We start from the raw sequence: 20,464 nt of genomic DNA, 5'->3' as shown, positions 1-20,464 counted from the left end.
AGTTTTTTTTATGCCCAAATAAGGAGGAAATGATATGGAAGAGAACCAAATTTCGATGCCGACTAAATATGATCCGCAGACGATAGAGAAAGGCCGCTACAAATGGTGGCTTGATGGGAAGTTTTTCGAAACGACGGGTGACGATAAAAAAGAACCATACACGATTGTCATCCCCCCGCCGAACGTGACTGGTAAGCTGCATCTTGGCCATGCATGGGATACGACACTTCAAGATATATTGACACGCATGAAAAGGATGCAAGGCTATGATGTTTTATGGTTGCCGGGCATGGATCATGCCGGTATCGCCACTCAAGCGAAAGTTGAACAGAAACTTCGTGCGGAAGGCGTGAGCCGTTATGACCTTGGACGTGAAAAGTTCGTGGAAGAGACATGGAAATGGAAAGAGGAATACGCGAGCCATATCCGTGAACAATGGTCAAAGCTGGGTCTTGGACTTGATTATACCCGTGAGCGCTTCACTCTTGATGAAGGGCTTTCAAAAGCAGTGCGCGAAGTGTTCGTTTCGCTTTATAAGAAGGACTTGATTTATCGCGGCGAATACATCATCAACTGGGATCCATCAACGAAAACGGCGTTATCCGATATCGAGGTTATTTACAAAGATGTACAGGGCGCATTTTACCATATGAAATATCCGTTAGTTGACGGATCAGGTGAAATTGAAATAGCCACCACCCGTCCGGAAACGATGCTTGGCGATACTGCTGTTGCTGTACATCCTGAAGATGATCGGTATAAACACTTGATCGGCAAAAAGGTTCGCTTGCCAATTACAGGCCGGGAAATCCCGATTGTCGGTGATGACTATGTCGATATGGAATTCGGTTCAGGCGCGGTTAAAATTACTCCTGCTCATGATCCGAATGACTTCGAAATCGGGAACCGTCACGATTTGGAGCGCATCCTTGTCATGCATGAAGATGGCTCGATGAATGAAAAGGCCGGTAAATATGAAGGCATGGACCGTTTTGAATGCCGTAAACAAATCGTCAAAGACCTTCAGGAAGAAGGAGTACTCTTCAAAATCGAAGATCACCTTCACTCAGTCGGTCATTCAGAGAGAAGCGGTGCTGTTGTTGAACCATATCTATCGACTCAATGGTTCGTAAAAATGCAGCCTCTAGCTGATGCATCCGTTGATCTTCAAAAAGGATCCGATGAGGAAAAAGTTCATTTCGTACCGGATCGTTTCGAAAAAACGTATCTCCGTTGGATGGAAAATATCCGCGACTGGTGCATTTCCCGTCAGCTTTGGTGGGGTCACCGCATTCCAGCCTGGTACCATAAAGAAACAGGTGAAGTGTATGTAGGACATGAAGAGCCTGCGGATGCTGAAAACTGGGAACAGGATACAGACGTTCTGGATACATGGTTCAGCTCGGCTTTATGGCCGTTCTCGACTATGGGTTGGCCTGACAAAGACAGCGTCGATTTCAAACGATACTACCCAACAGGAGCGCTAGTGACAGGCTATGATATCATTTTCTTCTGGGTTTCAAGGATGATTTTCCAAGCACTTGAGTTCACGGGCGAACGTCCATTTGAAGATGTACTGATTCACGGTCTTGTTCGTGACGAACAAGGACGCAAGATGAGTAAATCGCTTGGTAACGGTGTCGATCCGATGGATGTCATCGATCAATACGGTGCCGATTCGCTGCGTTACTTCTTATCAACGGGCAGCTCACCAGGTCAGGACCTTCGTTACAGCACGGAAAAAGTGGAAGCGGTTTGGAACTTCTCCAACAAAATTTGGAACGCATCCCGTTTTGCATTAATGAACATGAATGGCATGACGTATGACGAAATCGATTTAAGCGGTGAAAAATCTGTAGCCGATAAATGGATTTTGACACGTTTGAACGAAACGATTTCAAACGTGACAAGACTCGCTGACCGTTATGAGTTCGGTGAAGTCGGCCGTGTGCTTTACAACTTCATTTGGGATGATTTCTGTGACTGGTATATTGAAATGGCGAAGCTTCCGTTATATGGCGAAGATGAAGCGGCTAAGAAAACGACGCGCTCGATCTTGGCTTATGTACTGGATAATACGATGAGATTGTTGCACCCGTTCATGCCATTCATTACCGAAGAAATCTGGCAGAACCTTCCGCATGAAGGTGAGTCGATCACTGTTGCCGCTTGGCCGGAAGTGAATGAAGGATTGACAGATACAGCTGCAGCCGAAGAAATGAAGCTGCTTGTTGAAATCATCCGCGCCGTCCGTAATATCCGTGCTGAGGTGAACACGCCGCTAAGCAAAAAAATCAATTTGATTTTAAAAGCGAAAGATGAGTCCATCTTAGAAACGTTACAGAAAAACAGCAGTTATATCGAGCGTTTCTGTAATCCTGAACAATTGACGATCGGTATCGAAGTCGAAGAACCTGCTCAAGCCATGACAGCTGTCGTAACTGGCGTAGAACTAATCCTTCCGCTGACAGGGCTGATCAATATCGACGAAGAAGTGAAACGTCTTGAAAAAGAACTCGACAAACTTAATAAAGAAGTTGAACGCGTACAGAAAAAATTAGGCAATGAGGGCTTCGTTAAAAAGGCGCCGGCAAGCGTCATTGAAGAAGAACGTGCCAAAGAAAAAGACTATAGCGAAAAACGCGACTCTGTGATCCACAGGATCAGCGAACTGAAACAACTGTAAAACAAAAGGATGAACCAGCTAATATGCCGGTTCATCCTTTTTTGTGTTGGACGACATTGATTCGAAAATCAAATGTTCCGTTAGGAGGATAGACTTTCTTTTATGAATGTAAGGTACTCCGATACGATATTGATGTCACTTAGTGCACTTAATGTCCGGCTGCCGACTACATCCTCGATTTCGTTGAGCATGAGGCTGCCATCCTCGGCAAATATGAAATCGATCCCGACCAGACCGAAATCAAACGCTTCGATAACTCTTTCTACAAGGGCTAAATCGGAAGCGGTCAGCTCATATATGGAAGCCGATCCCCCTAGCGTATAATTTGCCTTGAAACTTGAAGTGGATTCCCTAAGTACAGCAGCCTTCACTTTTTTACCAACTACAAAAACGCGGATATCCTTTCCGAATAAGCCGGGTTTTTGGACAATCCAATTTCCGTCATTCAGTTCGGTTAAATCATCGGCATGCTCGATTAAATATACTTGTTTCCCGCCGCGGCCACGCGTTTCTTTAGCAATGAAAGGGAACTCCATGTCATCGGCATTCGGCTTTCCGTTGCAATATATGGTATCGGCCATTGGAATTCCCATCGAGGCCAAATATTGATGGGTCCTTGCTTTGTCATTCGCGATTTCCGATACGAATGAGGAGTTAAAGCAGGCAATCCCCATTTGCTCCAGTTGCCTTGTTAGAAAAGGATCGATGGCCCGGACGATAGCAAAGTCTGGCAATGCAATTGGCTGAGCTGCATGTTCCACGTACAATTCGTTGGAACGATGACCGATTCTAAGGTCTTCCCGATGGTAAAAGTGTAAATCAAGATCAAGCTTACTGGCTTGGTCAAGCATCCAATCTATGTATCCTTGATTTTTCACGGCATCCTCACGGTTATAAATCAACCAACCTACTTGTTTTTTCATCAGATGCACTTCCCTTTCCTAATTTGTTCAAGATATAATCGAACATGCTCTCAGCGATGTTGATGCCAGTACATTCATAAATATTTAGTAAATGCGAATTCGAATTCACTTCGCACAAAAGCGGACCCTCTTTACCGAACAACAAATCGACGCCAGCGAAGTCGGCGCCTAGTATCTCCGCACACCGGATGGCAAGTTGTGCTTCTTCCCTAGTGGGTGTATAAGGGGCAGCCTGACCACCGACAGTCATATTAGCTCGGAAGTCGTTCTCGGAATGGCGTTGCATCGCTGCTATGACTTGATTGCCGACGACATTCACACGAATATCCCGTCCTTTACTATGTTCGATGAATTCCTGAATGATAAATGGTTTGTGGCCAAGAATGCGGATGGTCTTTAGTAACTCATCCTCTGTTTGGATCAAATATACTTGTTCCCCAAAAGAACCGTATGCTTCCTTAACGATAAGTGGATACCCAAGTTCAATACCGATTTGTATGAAGGCATCCATATTGACCCTTTCAATACCTTCGTACGTGAAAGGTGGAAACAAGGTTTTTGGCATCGGTATGCCATGACTGGCCAATGCTTGATGTGTTTTTGCTTTGCTGTCGCAAATATCGATTGCCGTGCTGCTGTTATATACGGGGATGCCGAGCAATTCCAAATGGCGTGCCAAATGAATGTCTTTATCCATGAACAGAACAAAATCAGGCAGCATATCAAAGGCTCCTTTAATTAGCGGCACTCCTTTTTCGATTATGGGAATAAGATCTGAATTGCGGATAAGGGTTGCTGTGATCTCTTTCCTTTCAGCCGCTTCTTTAATGAAGAAAGCTAAACTGGAAAACTTATCATGCTGTAAATAGCCGTTAACGACAATCCAACAGTGGAGATCTGAAGGTTTCATGGTAAAACACTACCTTTCATCTAGGTTAATCGTTCATATATTGATAAAATAATCTTAACGCATAAGAGCAGTATAAAGAAAGAGGAGGCTCAATGATTAATGGTAACAACCATGAAAGACATCAATCATTTTTTTGAACGGCGCCAAGTTCAATTGGGCATGAATTTTGGCCTATCACGGATGGAAACATTGTTAACTGAATTGGGTGACCCCCATAAGGCGCTAAAGTATATTCACATTGCAGGATCAAACGGGAAAGGATCAACCTTGCAATATATTAAAGAAATCCTTCTTGCTGAAGGGATTCGGGTCGCTTCCTTCACTTCACCATATTTAGTGCGGATGAATGAACAGCTGAAGATAAATGCGGATGAAATAAGTGATAAGGATTTTATCGCTGCCTTCCGCGAGCTGTGGCCGTTCATCCAAGAGATGGACAGTAAGGGGGATGGTCCCACTCAGTTTGAAATATTGACTGCGATGGCATTCTCTTATTTTAGCAAAAAGGAAGTGGATTTGGTTTTGATGGAAACAGGGCTTGGAGGCAGGCTCGATACAACGAATGTCATCCAGCCGTTTCTTTCGATCATTACCTCGATTTCTTTGGAACATACGAGCATCCTGGGTAACACACTTGGGGAAATTGCTTCAGAGAAGGCGGGCATCATTAAAAGCGGGGCGCCGGTCATCAGTGGAGTCAACGCTTGGGAACCAGCAAAAGTAATCGAAGAAAAAGCATCTTCATTAGGCGTACCCCATTACCAATTAGGCAAAGACTTTCATGTAGGGAATGTGAAGCAAAGTGAGCAAGGACAAAGTTTCTCCTTTTCGCTTGCCGATAGGTCCATCGAAAATGTGGAAATGCAGATGTTGGGACGTCATCAAATCGAGAATGCGGCACTGGCCATTGCTGCTGTCCTGGTAGGAATGGAAAATATCGATGAAAAAAGCATCCTTAAAGGGATAGAGGAGGCGAAATGGGAGGGGCGTTTTGAAAAAATATCGGATGAGCCGTTGGTGATCATTGATGGTGCACATAATCCTGCCGGCATCGATGTATTGATGGAAACGCTAAAATTGAATTATCCTGAATATAAGTACCGGTTCATATTCAGTTCATTTAAAGATAAAAATTATTCCCAGATGCTTCGTGGACTGGAAACGGAAACGATTGAAATCATCATTACCGAATTCGAACATGAACGGGCGGCGGATGCGCAAACACTTTATGAAGAATGTCGTCATGAAAATAAAACAATAAACAAGGATTGGCAGACGGCGATAAGGGAAGGCAGAAGAAAAACAGGGGAGAAAGAGGTTCTTGTCATAACAGGTTCCCTTCATTTCCTTTCACTTGTGAGGGGATTTCTATCTGAAAGTTAAAAAATTCAAAGTGGATGATTGATGTGGTACCTCCATAGAGAATGCTAAATGGATAGATGGTGAACTGGTTATTTTTTCTTCTCCATATGCAGAGGCACGATTGGAATTGAACTAGTGATTAATTAACTTACATCAGTAACAGTCTCAAAAAAAGGACCTTTTCAATGGTCCTTTTCCCTTTTTAAGAAGGACAGCTCATTTCTATTTAACAGGGACTTCGAAAAAGAAAAAAATCTAATAGAGTGATTGATAACAAAACACCGCGTATATTTGTTAAAATATGTTTATATATTGATTCTGAATAGTAGTTTGGACTTAACGGCTTTAAGCAGAGCCGGGTAGGGAAAATGAAATATGGGAGGAATGAATAATCATGAAGAACCCAAATGATTATTACAAAGTCGCATATCCTGTGAAAGGAATGGGACATGACCTTAGAGATACAACGAAAGTGAATCGAATCCTCGTGCACTCTGTATAAATGATGGGTATCCATTTCTATCTCTTCGTCCTGGGCTTAATTTTAGGCTCATTCTTTAACGTCGTCGGTTTAAGTGTTCCAGCAAATAATCCATTTGCGAATCGTCGCTCCGCTTGCCCATCTTGTGGGCGTACATTGACCTTCTTCGAGTTGATACCGGTTATTTCTTATATGTTGCAAGACGGAAAATGCCGGGGCTGTAAAGCAAGGATTTCCCCCCTTTATCCGGTAGTGGAATTGCTGACCGGTGTTTTGTTTGCCTCAGCTCCCATATTTCTTGGCTGGTCGGGTGAACTCTGGGTTGCCTGGACATTGATTTCATTATTTATGATCATCTTGGTGTCTGATGTAGCCTATATGCTCATACCTGATAAAATACTGCTTTTCTTTACGGTGATTTTTATGGTTTTAAGGGTTTCATTTCCGCTGTCACCCTGGTGGGATTCAATTTTCGGTGCAGCGGTTGGTTTTAGCCTTCTGCTATTAATCGCTGTTGTAAGTAAGGGGGGCATGGGTGGCGGTGATATTAAGCTCTTTGCAGTGATTGGCTTTGCATTGGGGATGAAGATGGTCCTGTTATCATTCCTTTTTGCGTGCTTTTATGGGGCATTCCTTGGCATCATAGGGTTGCTAACCGGAATTCTAAAAAAGAAAACGCTGATTCCTTTCGGTCCGTATATCGTTTTTGGGACATTGACTGCCTATTTTTGGGGCGACTCCATTTTATATTGGTATGTAACTTTTCTAAGATGAGCTTAAAGGACCATCACAGTTTACGGGGAATTTGTCAAAAATCACCTGAACAATGAGGCAGTAGGGAACTATCCCCATGCGGCTGCAAGTGAAGGTGACATGGAAGAGGAATGCATGTAATTGTTGAGAGGCGATATTAAAATGTTATGAACCAGAAGTACCAGTACCTGGAAGGCCCTTTTGGTTAACGGGATATGAATAGGGAAATTTGACGAAACCTATTAATGACAAGACGACAAAAGTCTTGTTATTTTTTTTTACCTCTATGATAGGATGAAAAAAATGACCTGGAGGGGAGGAAAAAAATTGGGCAAGCCGGAACAAAGCAAGGGCGTCACGATTAAAATAAATGGGGAAGAAAAAGTATTTGCCGATAAAAAGATTGAAAGTCAAGAGGCGGCGAGTGAGGAACAGGAACATCCAGATGAGAGTTTCGAATGGATACTCCCTGAGGATTCAAATGAGAACAAGATCGTATTGGTTCCCACACCTCCAAAGAAGAAATTGCCAAAGCTGATCGGTTTTGGTACCAGTTCGCTGAAAAGCTCGGATAAAAGACCGATCAAGACATTCATGATCGCCGTCATTTGTGCTGTTTTTTTTGGGTCGATTCTTGGCTTGATTGCCGTTAAAACGATAACAAAGGAAAAAGCCGCAGTATCTTCGGTCGAGACCACGATTCCAACGGAAGCTACTGTTGAGGATAAAAAAGCGGCAGTGAAAGAACCAGGTACCCAGCTGAAGACATTCCTTGTACAGGGAGGTGTATTCAGCAGCGAGGATGCGGCAAGGCAAATACAAAAGAAAATCATTGAAAAGCAGGTTCCAGCTGAAATTTTCAAATTGGAAGACAGCTATTATTTATTCTTGGGATCGGCAGAGAGTCTAGTTGCAAGTAAGGAGCTGGCCTTGTTCTTAAAGTCCTATGATGTGGACGTATATTGGAAGGAAATCAATTTTGAAGCTGCTGGGACAAGCCAGGAAGATGAGAAAACCCTCGACAAGATGAAGGAAGTATATGCTTCATTGGCAGAAACATCTTCAACCAAGCTTCGTGGAAAGGAAGGGACGGTAAACGAAGAAACCCTGAAAAAAAACATGGATGAACTGAAGGCGGGGAAATTATCGCCGGAGTTTTCGAATTTGAACGATGACTTGACTGCTGCGGCAAAGTCGATTGATGAATATGAGACTTCCAAAAAGGAAGAAAAGCTATTCAAGGCTCAAGAAAGTCTTCTTGATTTTTTATTGAATTACCAAAACATATCGAGTTAAGTAAAGAAAAAGGGGAGCTGCCTAATGGGACAAGCTCCCTTTTTGAACTCTCAGGTTACACTTTTTTTATTCTCCGGGAAATACTTACAGATATTTGTCGATTCCTAGTAAACAATAATTGTGGATTGCACCATAATTTGATAGGATAGACATGTATCTCCCTATGTAAAGAAAGGTGACTTTTTTATTATGCAGCCATTGATTTTAGCTTCTTCATCACCACGTCGTAAAGAACTTCTACAATTTCTTCAAATCCCCTTTGAATGCATGAATTCCAATGTCGATGAAAGTATTGATGAAAACATGTGTCCGGATGCTGCTGTGAAAGAGCTGGCCTCCCGTAAAGCGGAAGCCATCTCAGCAAGATTTCAGGAAAGCTGGGTTATCGGCTCGGATACCGTTGTTGTCCTTGATGGTGAGATATTGGGTAAGCCCACAAGCCGGGCGGATGGAAAAAGAATGCTGGAAATGCTATCAGGACGGACACATGAAGTATACACTGGTGTCGCCATCCTATTCGGCAGGCATCGCAGAGTATTCGCAGAAAAAACGGAAGTGACATTTTGGGAGTTGCCAGATGCTGAAATCGAACGTTATCTGGATAGCGGTGAACCCTTTGACAAAGCTGGCGGCTATGGGATTCAAGGATACGGATCTCTTCTTGTCGAACAGATCAAAGGCGACTATTTCTCTGTCGTCGGGCTTCCGGTTTCAAGACTGGCCCGGGAACTTAAAGCAATGCAGGCAGACTTAGGATAATGGATTTCCTCTGGCATCTTCCCTTTCTAAGGAAGGGTGGATCTTTTGAGTGAAAAAATGTTAATACGGGATTACCCGAAAGAAGAGAGGCCGCGCGAAAGGTTTTTGCAGGACGGACCGCAAAGTCTCTCCAATCAAGAATTGCTTGCACTGCTCTTGAGGACGGGATCGAGGGAAGAATCCGTTCTGCAACTATCCGGCAGGCTCATCAATTCCTTCAAGGGCCTGCGCCTGCTAAAAGAAGCTTCAGTGGAAGAACTGACCGTGATGAAAGGGATTGGTGAAGCGAAAGCGATTCAAATCCTGGCCTCTGTCGAACTTGGCAGGAGAATTAATAAATTGAATGATCAAGACCGTTATGTGATTCGATCTCCTGAAGATGGGGCCAATTATTGCATGGAAGAAATGCGGTTCTTGTCACAGGAACATTTCGTCTGTCTCTATTTAAATACGAAAAATCAAGTGCTACAAAAAACTACGGTCTTCATCGGCAGCCTCAATGCCTCAATCGTGCATCCGCGTGAGGTTTTTAAAGAAGCTTTCAGAAGGTCCGCTGCCTCTATCATCTGTCTTCATAACCACCCCTCCGGAGACCCCTCTCCCAGCAGAGAAGATATTGAAGTGACGAAAAGATTAGTCGAATGTGGTAAAATTATCGGGATCGAAGTATTGGACCATATCATTATCGGGGAACATAAATATGTTAGTTTGAAGGAAAAAGGTTATTTATGACACTATCAAAATTTTTGACGATACGATATAATATTGTTTATGATTTTTAAAAGAGGAAACTTTTTCAAAACTCTTATTGTCAAAAAACGACAAATTATTATTTGAACTTATAAAAAGGCATTTTTGTTTACGAAAGGGAGATACCATAATGTTTGGAATTGGCGCTAGAGATATAGGGATTGATTTAGGAACGGCGAATACGCTTGTATATGTAAAAGGAAAAGGGATTGCTGTACGTGAACCATCGGTTGTAGCTGTGCAAACAGATACAAAGCAAATCGTTGCAGTCGGAAACGATGCGAAAAACATGATTGGCCGTACACCTGGTAACGTGGTTGCCCTTCGTCCGATGAAGGATGGGGTAATTGCCGATTATGAAACGACGGCTACCATGATGAAGTACTATATGAAGGAAGCTCAAAAGAAGGGCGTATTCGGCAACAAGCCATATGTCATGATTTGTGTGCCTTCTGGAATTACGGCAGTTGAGCAGCGTGCTGTCATCGATGCAGCTAGACAAGCTGGAGCCCGTGATGCATACCCTATCGAAGAACCGTTTGCAGCAGCGATCGGGGCGGACCTTCCTGTTTGGGAACCTACAGGCAGCATGGTCGTTGATATCGGCGGAGGAACAACGGAAGTGGCAATCATTTCCCTTGGCGGAATCGTAACAAGCCAATCCATCCGTATTGCCGGTGACGAAATGGATGATGCCATCATCGTTTACATCCGTAAGAACTACAATTTGATGATCGGTGAGCGTACTGCTGAAGCGATTAAAATGGAAATTGGTTCTGCTGGAGACACGGAAGGCGTAGAAAACATGGAAATTCGCGGCCGTGACCTATTGACTGGATTACCGAAAACGATCGAAATTACTGCTGAGGAAATATCCAAAGCATTAAGCGACACAGTTTCCGCAATTGTGGATTCCGTGAAAAACACTTTAGAGAAAACACCACCTGAATTAGCCGCTGACATCATGGACAGAGGTATTGTATTGACAGGCGGGGGTGCTTTGCTGCGCAATTTGGATAAAGTCATCAGTGAAGAAACGCAAATGCCGGTAATCATCGCTGAAAATCCGCTGGATTGTGTTGCAATCGGAACGGGTAAAGCTTTGGACCACATTCATTTGTTCAAGACTAAATCAAGAGATTCCCGATAAGCATTACTTCTCAAATAGGGCCGGCTCAACAAAAGGTGCAATTTTGAGCCGGTTTTTCTTATGTTTTGCTGTTTAATTTAACTGTTTTTTGGTCTGGATGAACAAGATAATTGAGTAAATTTTAGACCATTGAGTAAATTTTTAGACCATGACCATGGAGTAAATTTTTAGATAGAGGTGCAATTATCATGCCACAGTTTTTTAATAAAAAGCTCCTTCTCTTGCTCGTTAGTATTATCGTTCTCGTGGCATTGATCGGTTTTTCATTAAGAGAAAGAGAAGAGTTGACATGGCCGGAGCAATTCCTGAAAGATACGACAGGCTGGGTCGGAAATGTGTTTAATAAGCCAGTATCGGGTATAACAGGTTTTGTAGGGGGCTTAAAAGACCTTCAACATACATACGATGAAAACAAAAAATTGAAAGCCCGCTTGGATGAATATGTATTATTGAAAACCCAAGTCCAAGATTTAAAAGAAGAAAATGAAGAACTTCGCGATAACCTCAAAAAAGAAGATGACCTGCGGAAGTATTCGCCCACTCAGGCGACGGTCATCGGACGTAATCCTGACCGCTGGCATGAAATGCTGACGATTAATAAAGGGAAGCGTAATGGGGTAGAAAAAAATATGGCTGTCATCACTTCCAATGGATTAGTGGGTAAGGTGAAATCAGCGACGGATTTCACCGCTTCGGTTCAACTCTTAAGTTCGATCGATAAAGCCAATCGTGTTTCAGCCATCGTTCAAGGCGATGATAAAGCATATGGCTTGATTGAAGGATTCGATGATAAGAAGAACCTTTTGCTGATGAAACGTATTCCTTACGATAAAAAGATCAAGAAAAATTCATTGGTCATCACATCCGGTTATGGAGGGATCTTTCCGAAAGGTCTGCTGATCGGGAAGGTTGTCGATGTCAAAGTGGATCAATATGGGTTGAACCAGACCGCATATATTGAACCTTCGACGGATTTTTATGATATTAACAATGTTATGGTCGTTCAGCGCGAAGTGGACGGTGCACCGAAAGAAAGTGAAGGGGAGGATGAAGCTGAGTGAAATATTTCATCCTTTCTTTTATAGCCTTGGTTTTTTTTGTTTTTGAAAGCATCTTCGCCCAGATGTTCGCTGGAGATGCATTCGGGGCCGATAAAATCCTCGTGCCCCATTTCATGATGGTTTTCGTTTTTTTCCTGACCATGTTCGGGTCCAGGAAAATGGGTATGCTTTATGGGGCGATTCTTGGGTTGACTTATGATGTCGTATATACGGAAATCCTTGGGACTTACATGTTCCTGCTGCCTTTTCTTGCCTATCTGATATCGAAATGCATGAAAATCCTGCAAAATAATATATTGATTGCCTGCCTTACTGCGTTTTTATTCACGGCAGTTTTAGAGGTTGTCATCTTTCAGATGAATATCATCCTTTCTTTTGCAGATATGGGATTTGGTGAATTTGCGGAACGAAGATTGCTGCCGACATTATTATTGAATCTCGCATTCATTATTATCAGTTGCTACCCTTTAAAGAGAATGATTGAAAAGCTTGATTTACAGGGAGAAACGGAATAACGTTCCTGTGTCTTAAGAAGCAGGAGGAAATGTATTTTCTCTTTTCCGTGTACGTAGAAAAAGGAAATTTGTTTTCCTATGTCGAATTATATTTCATTGAGGTGAAACAAACGTCATGAATAAAAGAATTCAGCAAAATGTCATGATTAAGGGAACAAAAGACGGGTTTATGCTTCATCTCGATGATTCTTGCTCATTTTCCGAGTTATTGAAAGAGTTAGAAGTGAAGCTTTCGGCAAACTATCAGTTTCAAGAAAATGACCCGTCCATTTCCGTAAAAGTACATACAGGGAACCGCTATCTTGATGAACAACAAGAAGAAAAGATTAAAGAGGTCATCCATAAAAAGAAGAAGCTTTTCGTAGATGAGATGATTTCGAATGTCCTGACGAAGGATGAAGCGAAACGATGGAAAGATGAAAACCAAGTGACGACCGTGACCAAGGTGATAAGGTCGGGACAGGTTTTTGAAGTTCCCGGAGACTTACTGCTAATAGGGGATGTCAATCCCGACGGAACGGTTCGTGCGGGTGGCAACATATATATCATGGGACAGCTAAAAGGAATAGCCCATGCCGGATATAAAGGGAATAATGAGGCCATTATAGCTGCCTCTGTCATGAAGCCTGCCCAGCTGCGCATTGCCGGACAAGTGAATTTATCTCCTGACCAATATACGAAATGGGGACATGACTTGGAATGTGCCTTCATGGATGAAGAAGAAAATATCATAATAGAAAAACTGCAAGTCTTAAAGAAATATAGACCTAATTTAAATAGATTAGAAGGGGGTCTCTAATCGTGGGAGAGGCAATAGTTATAACATCCGGTAAGGGTGGTGTCGGGAAAACGACCACCTCCGCCAATTTAGGAACATCTTTAGCTCTTCTAGGCAAAAAGGTTTGCTTGATTGATACGGATATTGGTCTTCGGAACTTGGATGTGATCATGGGATTGGAAAATCGCATCATCTATGATTTGGTCGATGTGGTCGAAGGGCGCTGTAAGATACACCAAGCGCTTATTAAAGATAAACATTTCGAGGATTTGCTTTATTTGCTTCCAGCTCCACAAAATAGTGATAAATCAGCGGTTGATGAAGAGCAGATGAGGAAACTCATAAGTGATATGAAGCCTGACTATGATTATATCATCATTGATTGCCCTGCAGGCATTGAACAGGGCTTCAGGAATGCCATAGCTGGGGCAGACAAAGCGATCATCGTTACGACTGCAGAGAGACCGGCTGTCAGGGATGCAGACCGTATCATTGGCCTGCTTGAAAAAGAAGAGCATATTGAACCGCCTCAATTGATCATCAACCGGATACGTGGCCATTTGCTTCATGAGGATGAAGAAATGGATATCGATGGAGTTGCCGATTTTCTTAAAATTGATTTGATCGGCGTCATTCCTGATGATGACCAAGTCATTGTGGCAGCCAATAAAAAGGAACCCATTGCCTATAATCCGGACAATAGAGTCTCGCTTGCCTATCGGAACATTGCCAGGAGGATCCTTGGTGAATCTGTACCCTTGACTCCAATTGGCGGCGAACCTAAAGGCTTCATGTCCAAATTGAAAAAATTCTTTAGCGTGCGGTAAATCTATATTCCATATTAAGAAGCGGGAGCACTTGATGCCCTCGCTTTTTTTTATGCTGAACATGTAAAATAAAAAAGGCAAGCCATATCCTGGCTTGCCTTATCCATATGCTGAAATCCAACGGGTTATCCGCGTCTTCCGCCTCTGCCGCCGCGTTTTGATTCGGTGCTGCGTTTAAGAGTTGATAAATTTTCTTCACTAGTCTTTAAAAAGCGAACCATTTTATCTTCGAAATTTTCCTTTGGTTGGAAATTACCTTTTGAACGAAAATCTTTAGAACGGCTATCCCCTTGGCGTGGTGGGCGTTTGGTATAAGAAGAGGTTTGCCCTTCGGGTCTATCTATAGCCTTTTTGATGGACAAGGCAGTTTTTCCGTCTTTCTCACTAATCACTTTTACTTCAATTTGGTCGCCTACTTTAAGATGGTCATTTACGTCTTTTACATAGCTATCTGCTACCTCACTGATATGCACAAGACCTGTTGAGCCTCCTGGTAATTCTACGAATGCTCCAAAATTAGTGATACCTGTTACTTTACCTTGTACTTTGCTGCCTATTTCGATTGACATAAAAAAATGTTCCCCCTCAATAATGTTAAAACCACTTTATTATAACAAATTCAGGGGAACAATATCAATTGGATTTTTCCCCAATTATTCGTTTTTCTGATTCGATGCCCAAATCACCTTGGGAATTCATAAGTTTCTGGTTAATTTTTCATCAAAAAAATATTTTTCTGTCAATAAATTCAGGGGTGTGCAGAAAGAAATTCTTTTCTCCGGCATAGTCTGGACAAGATACTCATACGTTGTAATATAGCGCTTTGACATGAGCAGGGGGGAGATCTGGAATGGATGATCGCAGGAAAGATATCCGTAATCGTATCGCCAAGAGACGTAAGTTTAAGGATAATCCGGCAGGAAGCAGTAGTTGGACGGAGATCAACAATGAGGAACCATATGGGATTGATTCATATAATGGGTATTCCGAGAAAGATCATCCGCTCTTCAAGAAAGAATATTTTTTCTTTAAAATCCTTGCCAGTGTATGCCTGTTCCTGATTATCGCGGTGATGTTCAAACACCCTTCTGTGCGGCTCGACCCTGCCAGAAGTTTTGTCATGGAGAACATGAACAAGGAATTTCAGTTCGCTTCAATCTCCAATTGGTACGAAAGTGCATTTGGTAAACCAATCGCTTTCTTACCGAATGAAGCTGATACGGAAACTGTCGACTCGGGTGAAGGCTATGCAATGCCAGCATCTGCGAAGATTACCCAAACCTTCGAAACGAACGGTGAGGGTATCATATTGGAAACGAGCAAAGGCTCGAAGGTCGAGGCAGTCAATGAAGGGGTAGTCATTTTTGCCGGTGAAAAGGAGGGGATTGGAAAGACGGTCGTCATTCAGCATGCCAACAAAAGTGAATCTTGGTATGGGCAGCTGGAAGAGATTGATGTGAAATTGTATGAGTTCGTTAAAAAGGGCAATGAAGTCGGACAGGTTACAGTAAGTGAAGATGGATCCAAGGGCAGATTTTATTTAGCGATAAAAGAAAATGACGCTTTCGTCGATCCTAAAAAGGTGATTTCCTTTGAGTGAATACGTGAAGTTACTGTTTAAAGTCAGGGTGCACCCGACATTGTGGTTTGTCATTGGAATTGCCATCCTCACTGCTCATTTCGTTGAAGTGATGATGCTTCTGCTCATCGTCTTCATTCATGAGATGGGGCATGCCGTTTGTGCCCAGCACTTCAAATGGCGGATAAAGTCAATCCAGCTGCTTCCTTTTGGAGGGGCTGTCGAGACTGAGGAGTATGGTAATAAGAGTTTGAAGGAGGATTTGGCGGTGGTGCTTGCCGGTCCGCTTCAACATGTTTGGCTCATTGGTGCAGCTTTTTTGCTCTATTTCTTTTCTATTATTCCCTATGAGCTGTATCAGCCCTTTTTGTATATGAATCTTATGCTGTTGGTTTTTAATTTGCTGCCTATTTGGCCTTTGGACGGGGGACGGCTGCTATTCATCGGTATTTCCCTATATTGCACCTTTCTTGAAGCGCAGAAACATACACTTCATTTTTCTGCAGTATTCGCTTTCCTGGCTTTTTTGACCTGGCTCATTCTTGATCCGCTCAATTTGAACATCTGGCTCATCATCTTTTTCATAAGTCTCTCACTCGTCATGGAATGGCGGCAGCGGTATTATGCGTTTATCCGCTTTCTTTTGCAGCGCCATTACGGGCATACGAATGATTTGGCAAAACTGAAGCCGATCTCGGTAGATTCACAAGAACCGATTTATAAAGTGCTGGAACTGTTCCAACGCGGATGTAAACACCCCGTCATCATCACGAAAAACGGGAAAGAGAGCGGTTCGTTGGATGAAACGGAGATCCTTCATGCCTATTTTTCCGAAAAAATGACAAACGGGAAAATCGGCGACCTATTATATTCTTATTAAATATGTTATCCTTTCTTCAAATTGAGGAGAGGATTTTTTTTGATGAAAAAGATGATCGCGAACCTAGCTTCACGCGAAAAAAGAGTGGCCGTACTTGAGAATGGTGTTTTACGTAAACTTGAAATCATGCCGCCCCACCAGCGCAGTACGGTCGGTAATATTTATCTTGGGAAAGTGACGAAGGTGTTACCGGGTATGGATGCCGTCTTCATTGATTATGGTGCAGAGAAGAATGGTTTTTTACACCGTGACGAGATTCCCTCTTTCCAGCTGACAAAAAAAAGCGATGGGAAAGCATCCATCGGTCAATATGTCCGTCAAGGAGAAAAGCTGCTCGTTCAGGTGACCCGGGATGAAACGGGCACAAAAGGAGCTAAATTGACAGGGCTGATCGAGTTTTCAACGGATTCCCTCGTATACATACATGGAATGGATTATGTTGGCGTTTCAAAGAAATTCAAAAACGATGATCTGCATCAGCGATGGCGGGAAACGGCCTTACAATATAAAAAGCCTGATGAGGGATTGATTGTCCGCACCTCGATGGAGAACGAAAGCGAAACGGTCTTCCTGGACAGGTTAACCATATTGCGGGATCTCTTTAAAGGACTTGAACTAAAGGCTGCGTCGGTCAAGGCCCCGTCCCTTCTCTATGAGAGGGACACATACCTTGACATGATCATTTCTGAAATGTCGGGAACGGCTACCGGGGAACTTGCCATCGATGATTTCGAGGCCTATCAGGAATTGAAAAAGTGGGTACAGGAAAACGGTGAGGAGTGGGAAATATCCCATGAATCGGGTAAGAATATTTTTTCCGAATGGAATGTGGAAGCGCAAGTGGAGAAACTGGCCAAGAAAATTGTCTGGCTTGATAATGGTGGATATTTAATTTTTGAAGAAACGGAAGCTTTCACCGTAATCGATGTCAATTCAGGTAAGTTCACCGGTAAGGTGGCGAAGGAAGCAACATTGTTTGCGGTGAATCAGGCTGCTGCAAAAGAGGTCGCCCGTCAATTGAGATTGAGGAATATCAGCGGAATCATCTTGATAGATTTCATCAATATGGACCAATCGCGACATGCACAAGAAATCATCGACATCGTCAAAAAGGAAGCGGCGAGGGATGAGAAGCGGGTCCAGGTCATCGGCTTTACGGAACTGGGGATTTTACAAATGACCAGAAAGCGAACGTCCCCGTCTTTAAGTGAAATGATGACGGTGCCGTGCCCCGTGTGCAGCGGAAGCGGTAAAATCGAGAGCCCTGAAACGGTGGCTTTCCGGTTGGAACGTGACCTGCTGGAACACCGGAAGACGGATGATGAAGCGGTCTGGGTGGAGGTCAGTAAGGCGGTGGCGGACGTGCTTCTTGGTGAAAAGGAATCATACCGGCCGACACTGGAGGATTTGATCGCTAAAAAGTTATTTCTATCTTTAATCCCCGGTTCCAGTAATACCTATTCCATCAAGCGTTTCGGGAGCATTCAGGAAATCGGGCGGGCTTTCGAATGAAGGACGGGAATTCTTACAAATATATTGACAGCCATTCCAGTTTCATGTTAGGATTTTAATGTTATGTTTGTAGCACCCGTGCTACAACCGCTCAACAACAGGTCATAAGCTTTTGCCTTTCTGGTAAAACGCCTGTGATTGGCGAGTCTGAGACATTTAAGGAGGTGCAAGTATGTACGCAATTATCGAAACTGGCGGTAAACAAATTAAAGTAGCAGCTGGCGAAGCGGTTTACATTGAAAAATTAAACGCAGAAGCAGGCGAAACTGTTACATTTGACAAAGTTTTATTCGTAGGTGGCGAAGACGTGAAAGTCGGTGCTCCACTAGTTGAAGGCGCTACTGTAACAGGTACTGTCGAAAAACAAGGTAAGCAAAAGAAAATCACTGTTTTCAAATACAAAGCGAAGAAAAACAATCGTAAAAAACAAGGTCATCGTCAACCATACACAAAAGTTGTTATCGAAGCAATCAACGCGTAAGGGCTGATTCTAGATGATTAAAGTTGTCTTTGACGCTCCGCAGGAACGGATTACTTCGTTCACTTTAAGCGGACATGCTAATTTTGCTAAAAAAGGTTCTGATATCGTTTGTGCAGGTGTATCGGCTGTTTCCTTCGGGGCAGTCAATGCGATCATGTCCTTAACGGACGTAGAGCCTGAGATTGAGCAAGGGAGGGAAGGCGGCTATCTTCGCTGCGTCATTCCGGGGAATCTTTCGCCGGAATCGGAAGAGAAGGTTCAGCTCCTTTTGAACAGTATGCTCATATCTTTGCAAACCATCGAACGTGATTATGGTAAATACATGAAAATTATCCTCAACCAATAGGAGGTGGAACAAATGTTAAGATTAAATCTTCAGTTCTTCGCTTCGAAAAAAGGAGTAGGTTCTACAAAGAACGGACGTGACTCAATCTCTAAGCGTCTTGGCGCTAAACGTGCAGATGGTCAATTCGTTTCTGGTGGTTCTATCCTTTACCGTCAACGCGGAACAAAAATCTATCCTGGTGAGAACGTAGGCCGTGGTGGAGACGATACTCTATACGCTAAAGTAGACGGTGTTGTTAAATTCGAACGTTTCGGACGTGACCGTAAAAAAGTAAGCGTATATCCAGTAGCACAAGAAGCATAATTGGCATCTTTGAACAGAGGCTGACTCAAAAGGGTCTGATTCCTTCTACGAGACACTATATACCGCGTCATTTTTAATAATGGTATGTGATATAGTGAAGAAGGGGTCCGGCCCTTTATTTATACTATAGGAACGATAAATAACCAGCATTTTGCAGGAGACTTTAGTCATTAGTATAAGGAAAACAACCTCTGACTTAAAAAAGGCTCGCCAATCGGCGGGCTTTCTTAAACTTTCAGGGGGAAAATCCAAGATTACTCTTCCATCCCATTTGGTTTAACCAAATAGACAGTCCACTTCAACTATAATATCTCCAATTGGTGCATAAAAAAGGCCCATTCTCTTTTTTAGTTCAAATGGCTCTACCATCGTCCAAAGAACTCAGGGTGTGTGGCTGTATTTTTTGGACGGGGGCTTTCATGTGAAGGCATGTGAATCGAGCTTCATTTCCTGTTTGTTGTTTTTTTGATATACTGTACAAATGGAAGTATTCAACATGATAGAGCTGAAAAAAGTTTCTTTATCATAATTGAAGGTGTTAATAATGGATAAAAATTGGACGACTATTGAAACTCTGCGTCAAACCAGGCATGACTGGCTGAATAAAATTCAAATCATCAAAGGGAATCTGGAGTTGAACAGAATTGATCGTGTCAAGGGAATCATTGATGAAATCATTGTTGAAACCCAGAATGAAGCACGCCTTTCCAGTTTGAATTTACCTAAGTTCACCGAGATGCTGTTGACGTCGAATTGGAATAATGGATCATTTTATTGCGAATATGAAATCATTGATGTTTTTGAAGGCTCTGCTGAGATGGACGTGCTGATGCATCGCTGGACGAACGATTTCTTTGAAATTCTGGATAAGAATCTGGACCCGTATTTTGAAAATATACTAGCTGTTTCTATGTGTAAAAAAGAAGTGAGTGATATGCACTGTTCATTTCATATGCAAGGGAAGTTCATTGATCAATCCGCAGTGATGGAGTTTTTGGGAAGTTCATTAACGGCAGAGCAATCAATTGAAATTCTTGAATGTAATGAGGATGAAATATTTTTTAAGATGGATATTAACTTTTAGAGAAGTATACAGCAAGAAATGACTTGCA

The 20,464-nt window shown here is 42.8% G+C and carries 21 protein-coding genes and 1 other annotated feature; of the genes, 18 read left to right on the top strand and 3 right to left on the bottom strand.

Going from position 1 to position 20,464, the window contains the following annotated elements; translation table 11 throughout:
• Positions 1-34 precede the first annotated feature (34 nt).
• Positions 35-2,686: a valine--tRNA ligase gene (locus tag ABIE66_RS19390; protein ID WP_370015983.1), complete on the top strand. Its 2,652-nt coding sequence runs from the start codon at positions 35-37 to the stop codon at positions 2,684-2,686.
• A gap of 80 nt (positions 2,687-2,766) precedes the next feature.
• On the opposite strand, the gene ABIE66_RS19385 is transcribed toward ABIE66_RS19390, so the two are convergent.
• Together ABIE66_RS19385 and ABIE66_RS19380 are read right to left on the bottom strand one after the other, a co-directional pair.
• A complete protein-coding gene (locus ABIE66_RS19385) occupies positions 2,767-3,609 on the bottom strand; it encodes an ATP-grasp domain-containing protein (RefSeq protein ID WP_370015982.1) in 843 nt (280 codons plus the stop codon).
• Entirely contained in the window at positions 3,578-4,519 is a 942-nt protein-coding gene (locus tag ABIE66_RS19380) for an ATP-grasp domain-containing protein (protein ID WP_289325921.1), read from the bottom strand. Before ABIE66_RS19380 ends, ABIE66_RS19385 begins: the two co-directional genes overlap by 32 nt.
• A gap of 99 nt (positions 4,520-4,618) precedes the next feature.
• On the opposite strand from ABIE66_RS19380, the gene ABIE66_RS19375 reads away from it, so the two are divergent.
• From ABIE66_RS19375 to minD, 10 genes are all read left to right on the top strand, one after another.
• On the top strand, positions 4,619-5,902 hold the full coding sequence (locus ABIE66_RS19375) for a bifunctional folylpolyglutamate synthase/dihydrofolate synthase (RefSeq protein WP_370015981.1): 1,284 nt from the start codon (positions 4,619-4,621) through the stop codon (positions 5,900-5,902).
• A 481-nt stretch (positions 5,903-6,383) separates the two neighbouring features.
• Entirely contained in the window at positions 6,384-7,136 is a 753-nt protein-coding gene (locus tag ABIE66_RS19370; RefSeq protein ID WP_289315476.1) for a prepilin peptidase, read from the top strand.
• Between the two features lie 306 nt (positions 7,137-7,442).
• The gene (locus ABIE66_RS19365) at positions 7,443-8,411 is read left to right on the top strand and encodes a hypothetical protein (protein ID WP_370015980.1); all 969 of its coding nucleotides are present in this window, start codon (positions 7,443-7,445) and stop codon (positions 8,409-8,411) included.
• A 189-nt stretch (positions 8,412-8,600) separates the two neighbouring features.
• Positions 8,601-9,170, top strand: a complete 570-nt coding sequence (locus tag ABIE66_RS19360) for a Maf family protein (RefSeq protein ID WP_370015979.1) — start codon at positions 8,601-8,603, stop codon at positions 9,168-9,170.
• A gap of 57 nt (positions 9,171-9,227) precedes the next feature.
• Entirely contained in the window at positions 9,228-9,902 is a 675-nt protein-coding gene (radC, locus tag ABIE66_RS19355) for a RadC family protein (RefSeq protein ID WP_289318324.1), read from the top strand.
• Positions 9,903-10,050: 148 nt separating this feature from the next.
• Positions 10,051-11,070 carry a rod shape-determining protein gene (locus ABIE66_RS19350; RefSeq protein ID WP_034308871.1) on the top strand — a complete coding sequence of 340 codons (1,020 nt, stop codon included), beginning with the start codon at positions 10,051-10,053 and terminating at the stop codon, positions 11,068-11,070.
• Between the two features lie 188 nt (positions 11,071-11,258).
• Positions 11,259-12,131 (top strand): rod shape-determining protein MreC, encoded by an 873-nt coding sequence (mreC, locus tag ABIE66_RS19345; protein ID WP_289325916.1) that lies wholly within the window; start codon positions 11,259-11,261, stop codon positions 12,129-12,131.
• On the top strand, positions 12,128-12,646 hold the full coding sequence (gene mreD / locus ABIE66_RS19340) for a rod shape-determining protein MreD (protein WP_289325915.1): 519 nt from the start codon (positions 12,128-12,130) through the stop codon (positions 12,644-12,646). The genes mreC and mreD overlap by 4 nt, the downstream gene beginning before the upstream one ends.
• A gap of 115 nt (positions 12,647-12,761) precedes the next feature.
• Positions 12,762-13,445: a septum site-determining protein MinC gene (gene minC, locus ABIE66_RS19335; RefSeq protein WP_063232834.1), complete on the top strand. Its 684-nt coding sequence runs from the start codon at positions 12,762-12,764 to the stop codon at positions 13,443-13,445.
• A gap of 2 nt (positions 13,446-13,447) precedes the next feature.
• Positions 13,448-14,251, top strand: coding sequence for a septum site-determining protein MinD (gene minD, locus ABIE66_RS19330; protein WP_289315481.1), 804 nt, complete (start codon positions 13,448-13,450; stop codon positions 14,249-14,251).
• Between the two features lie 125 nt (positions 14,252-14,376).
• Here the strand turns inward: minD and ABIE66_RS19325 are convergent, their stop codons facing one another.
• Positions 14,377-14,820, bottom strand: coding sequence for a S1 domain-containing RNA-binding protein (locus ABIE66_RS19325; protein ID WP_034308861.1), 444 nt, complete (start codon positions 14,818-14,820; stop codon positions 14,377-14,379).
• 281 nt (positions 14,821-15,101) lie between these two features.
• Between ABIE66_RS19325 and ABIE66_RS19320 the strand changes: the two genes are divergently transcribed.
• The 7 genes from ABIE66_RS19320 to ABIE66_RS19290 all read left to right on the top strand — a co-directional run bounded on the left by ABIE66_RS19320 (position 15,102) and on the right by ABIE66_RS19290 (position 20,436).
• On the top strand, positions 15,102-15,851 hold the full coding sequence (locus ABIE66_RS19320; protein WP_289325914.1) for a M23 family metallopeptidase: 750 nt from the start codon (positions 15,102-15,104) through the stop codon (positions 15,849-15,851).
• Positions 15,844-16,710: a M50 family metallopeptidase gene (locus tag ABIE66_RS19315; protein ID WP_370015978.1), complete on the top strand. Its 867-nt coding sequence runs from the start codon at positions 15,844-15,846 to the stop codon at positions 16,708-16,710. The genes ABIE66_RS19320 and ABIE66_RS19315 overlap by 8 nt, the downstream gene beginning before the upstream one ends.
• 42 nt (positions 16,711-16,752) lie before the next feature.
• Positions 16,753-18,222: an Rne/Rng family ribonuclease gene (locus tag ABIE66_RS19310; protein WP_370015977.1), complete on the top strand. Its 1,470-nt coding sequence runs from the start codon at positions 16,753-16,755 to the stop codon at positions 18,220-18,222.
• Positions 18,223-18,297: 75 nt separating this feature from the next.
• Positions 18,298-18,381, top strand: a sequence feature (ribosomal protein L21 leader region).
• 13 nt (positions 18,382-18,394) lie between these two features.
• Entirely contained in the window at positions 18,395-18,703 is a 309-nt protein-coding gene (gene rplU / locus ABIE66_RS19305; RefSeq protein ID WP_034308849.1) for a 50S ribosomal protein L21, read from the top strand.
• Between the two features lie 13 nt (positions 18,704-18,716).
• A complete protein-coding gene (locus ABIE66_RS19300) occupies positions 18,717-19,049 on the top strand; it encodes a ribosomal-processing cysteine protease Prp (protein ID WP_061464244.1) in 333 nt (110 codons plus the stop codon).
• Positions 19,050-19,061: 12 nt separating this feature from the next.
• Complete coding sequence (gene rpmA, locus ABIE66_RS19295; protein WP_061143474.1) at positions 19,062-19,352, top strand: 50S ribosomal protein L27; 291 nt, start codon at positions 19,062-19,064, stop codon at positions 19,350-19,352.
• Between the two features lie 544 nt (positions 19,353-19,896).
• Positions 19,897-20,436 carry a Spo0B domain-containing protein gene (locus ABIE66_RS19290; protein WP_370015976.1) on the top strand — a complete coding sequence of 180 codons (540 nt, stop codon included), beginning with the start codon at positions 19,897-19,899 and terminating at the stop codon, positions 20,434-20,436.
• Positions 20,437-20,464: the final 28 nt, after the last annotated feature.

The organism is Peribacillus sp. B2I2 (assembly GCF_041261685.1).
Taxonomy (GTDB): Bacteria; Bacillota; Bacilli; order Bacillales; family DSM-1321; genus Peribacillus.
Note: the sequence above shows the minus strand (reverse complement) of the source record. Positions and strands in the feature narration are given on the sequence as shown.

Excerpts from the sequence above, each read along its gene's own strand:
- ABIE66_RS19390 (WP_370015983.1), top strand. The coding sequence starts at position 35 with ATGGAAGAGAACCAAATTTCGATGCCGACTAAATATGATCCGCAGACG.
- ABIE66_RS19385 (WP_370015982.1), bottom strand. The coding sequence starts at position 3,609 with ATGAAAAAACAAGTAGGTTGGTTGATTTATAACCGTGAGGATGCCGTG.
- ABIE66_RS19380 (WP_289325921.1), bottom strand. The coding sequence starts at position 4,519 with ATGAAACCTTCAGATCTCCACTGTTGGATTGTCGTTAACGGCTATTTA.
- ABIE66_RS19375 (WP_370015981.1), top strand. The coding sequence starts at position 4,619 with ATGGTAACAACCATGAAAGACATCAATCATTTTTTTGAACGGCGCCAA.
- ABIE66_RS19370 (WP_289315476.1), top strand. The coding sequence starts at position 6,384 with ATGATGGGTATCCATTTCTATCTCTTCGTCCTGGGCTTAATTTTAGGC.
- ABIE66_RS19360 (WP_370015979.1), top strand. The coding sequence starts at position 8,601 with ATGCAGCCATTGATTTTAGCTTCTTCATCACCACGTCGTAAAGAACTT.
- radC (WP_289318324.1), top strand. The coding sequence starts at position 9,228 with ATGTTAATACGGGATTACCCGAAAGAAGAGAGGCCGCGCGAAAGGTTT.
- ABIE66_RS19350 (WP_034308871.1), top strand. The coding sequence starts at position 10,051 with ATGTTTGGAATTGGCGCTAGAGATATAGGGATTGATTTAGGAACGGCG.
- mreC (WP_289325916.1), top strand. The coding sequence starts at position 11,259 with ATGCCACAGTTTTTTAATAAAAAGCTCCTTCTCTTGCTCGTTAGTATT.
- minC (WP_063232834.1), top strand. The coding sequence starts at position 12,762 with ATGAATAAAAGAATTCAGCAAAATGTCATGATTAAGGGAACAAAAGAC.
- ABIE66_RS19325 (WP_034308861.1), bottom strand. The coding sequence starts at position 14,820 with ATGTCAATCGAAATAGGCAGCAAAGTACAAGGTAAAGTAACAGGTATC.
- ABIE66_RS19320 (WP_289325914.1), top strand. The coding sequence starts at position 15,102 with ATGGATGATCGCAGGAAAGATATCCGTAATCGTATCGCCAAGAGACGT.
- ABIE66_RS19310 (WP_370015977.1), top strand. The coding sequence starts at position 16,753 with ATGAAAAAGATGATCGCGAACCTAGCTTCACGCGAAAAAAGAGTGGCC.
- rplU (WP_034308849.1), top strand. The coding sequence starts at position 18,395 with ATGTACGCAATTATCGAAACTGGCGGTAAACAAATTAAAGTAGCAGCT.
- ABIE66_RS19300 (WP_061464244.1), top strand. The coding sequence starts at position 18,717 with ATGATTAAAGTTGTCTTTGACGCTCCGCAGGAACGGATTACTTCGTTC.
- rpmA (WP_061143474.1), top strand. The coding sequence starts at position 19,062 with ATGTTAAGATTAAATCTTCAGTTCTTCGCTTCGAAAAAAGGAGTAGGT.
- ABIE66_RS19290 (WP_370015976.1), top strand. The coding sequence starts at position 19,897 with ATGGATAAAAATTGGACGACTATTGAAACTCTGCGTCAAACCAGGCAT.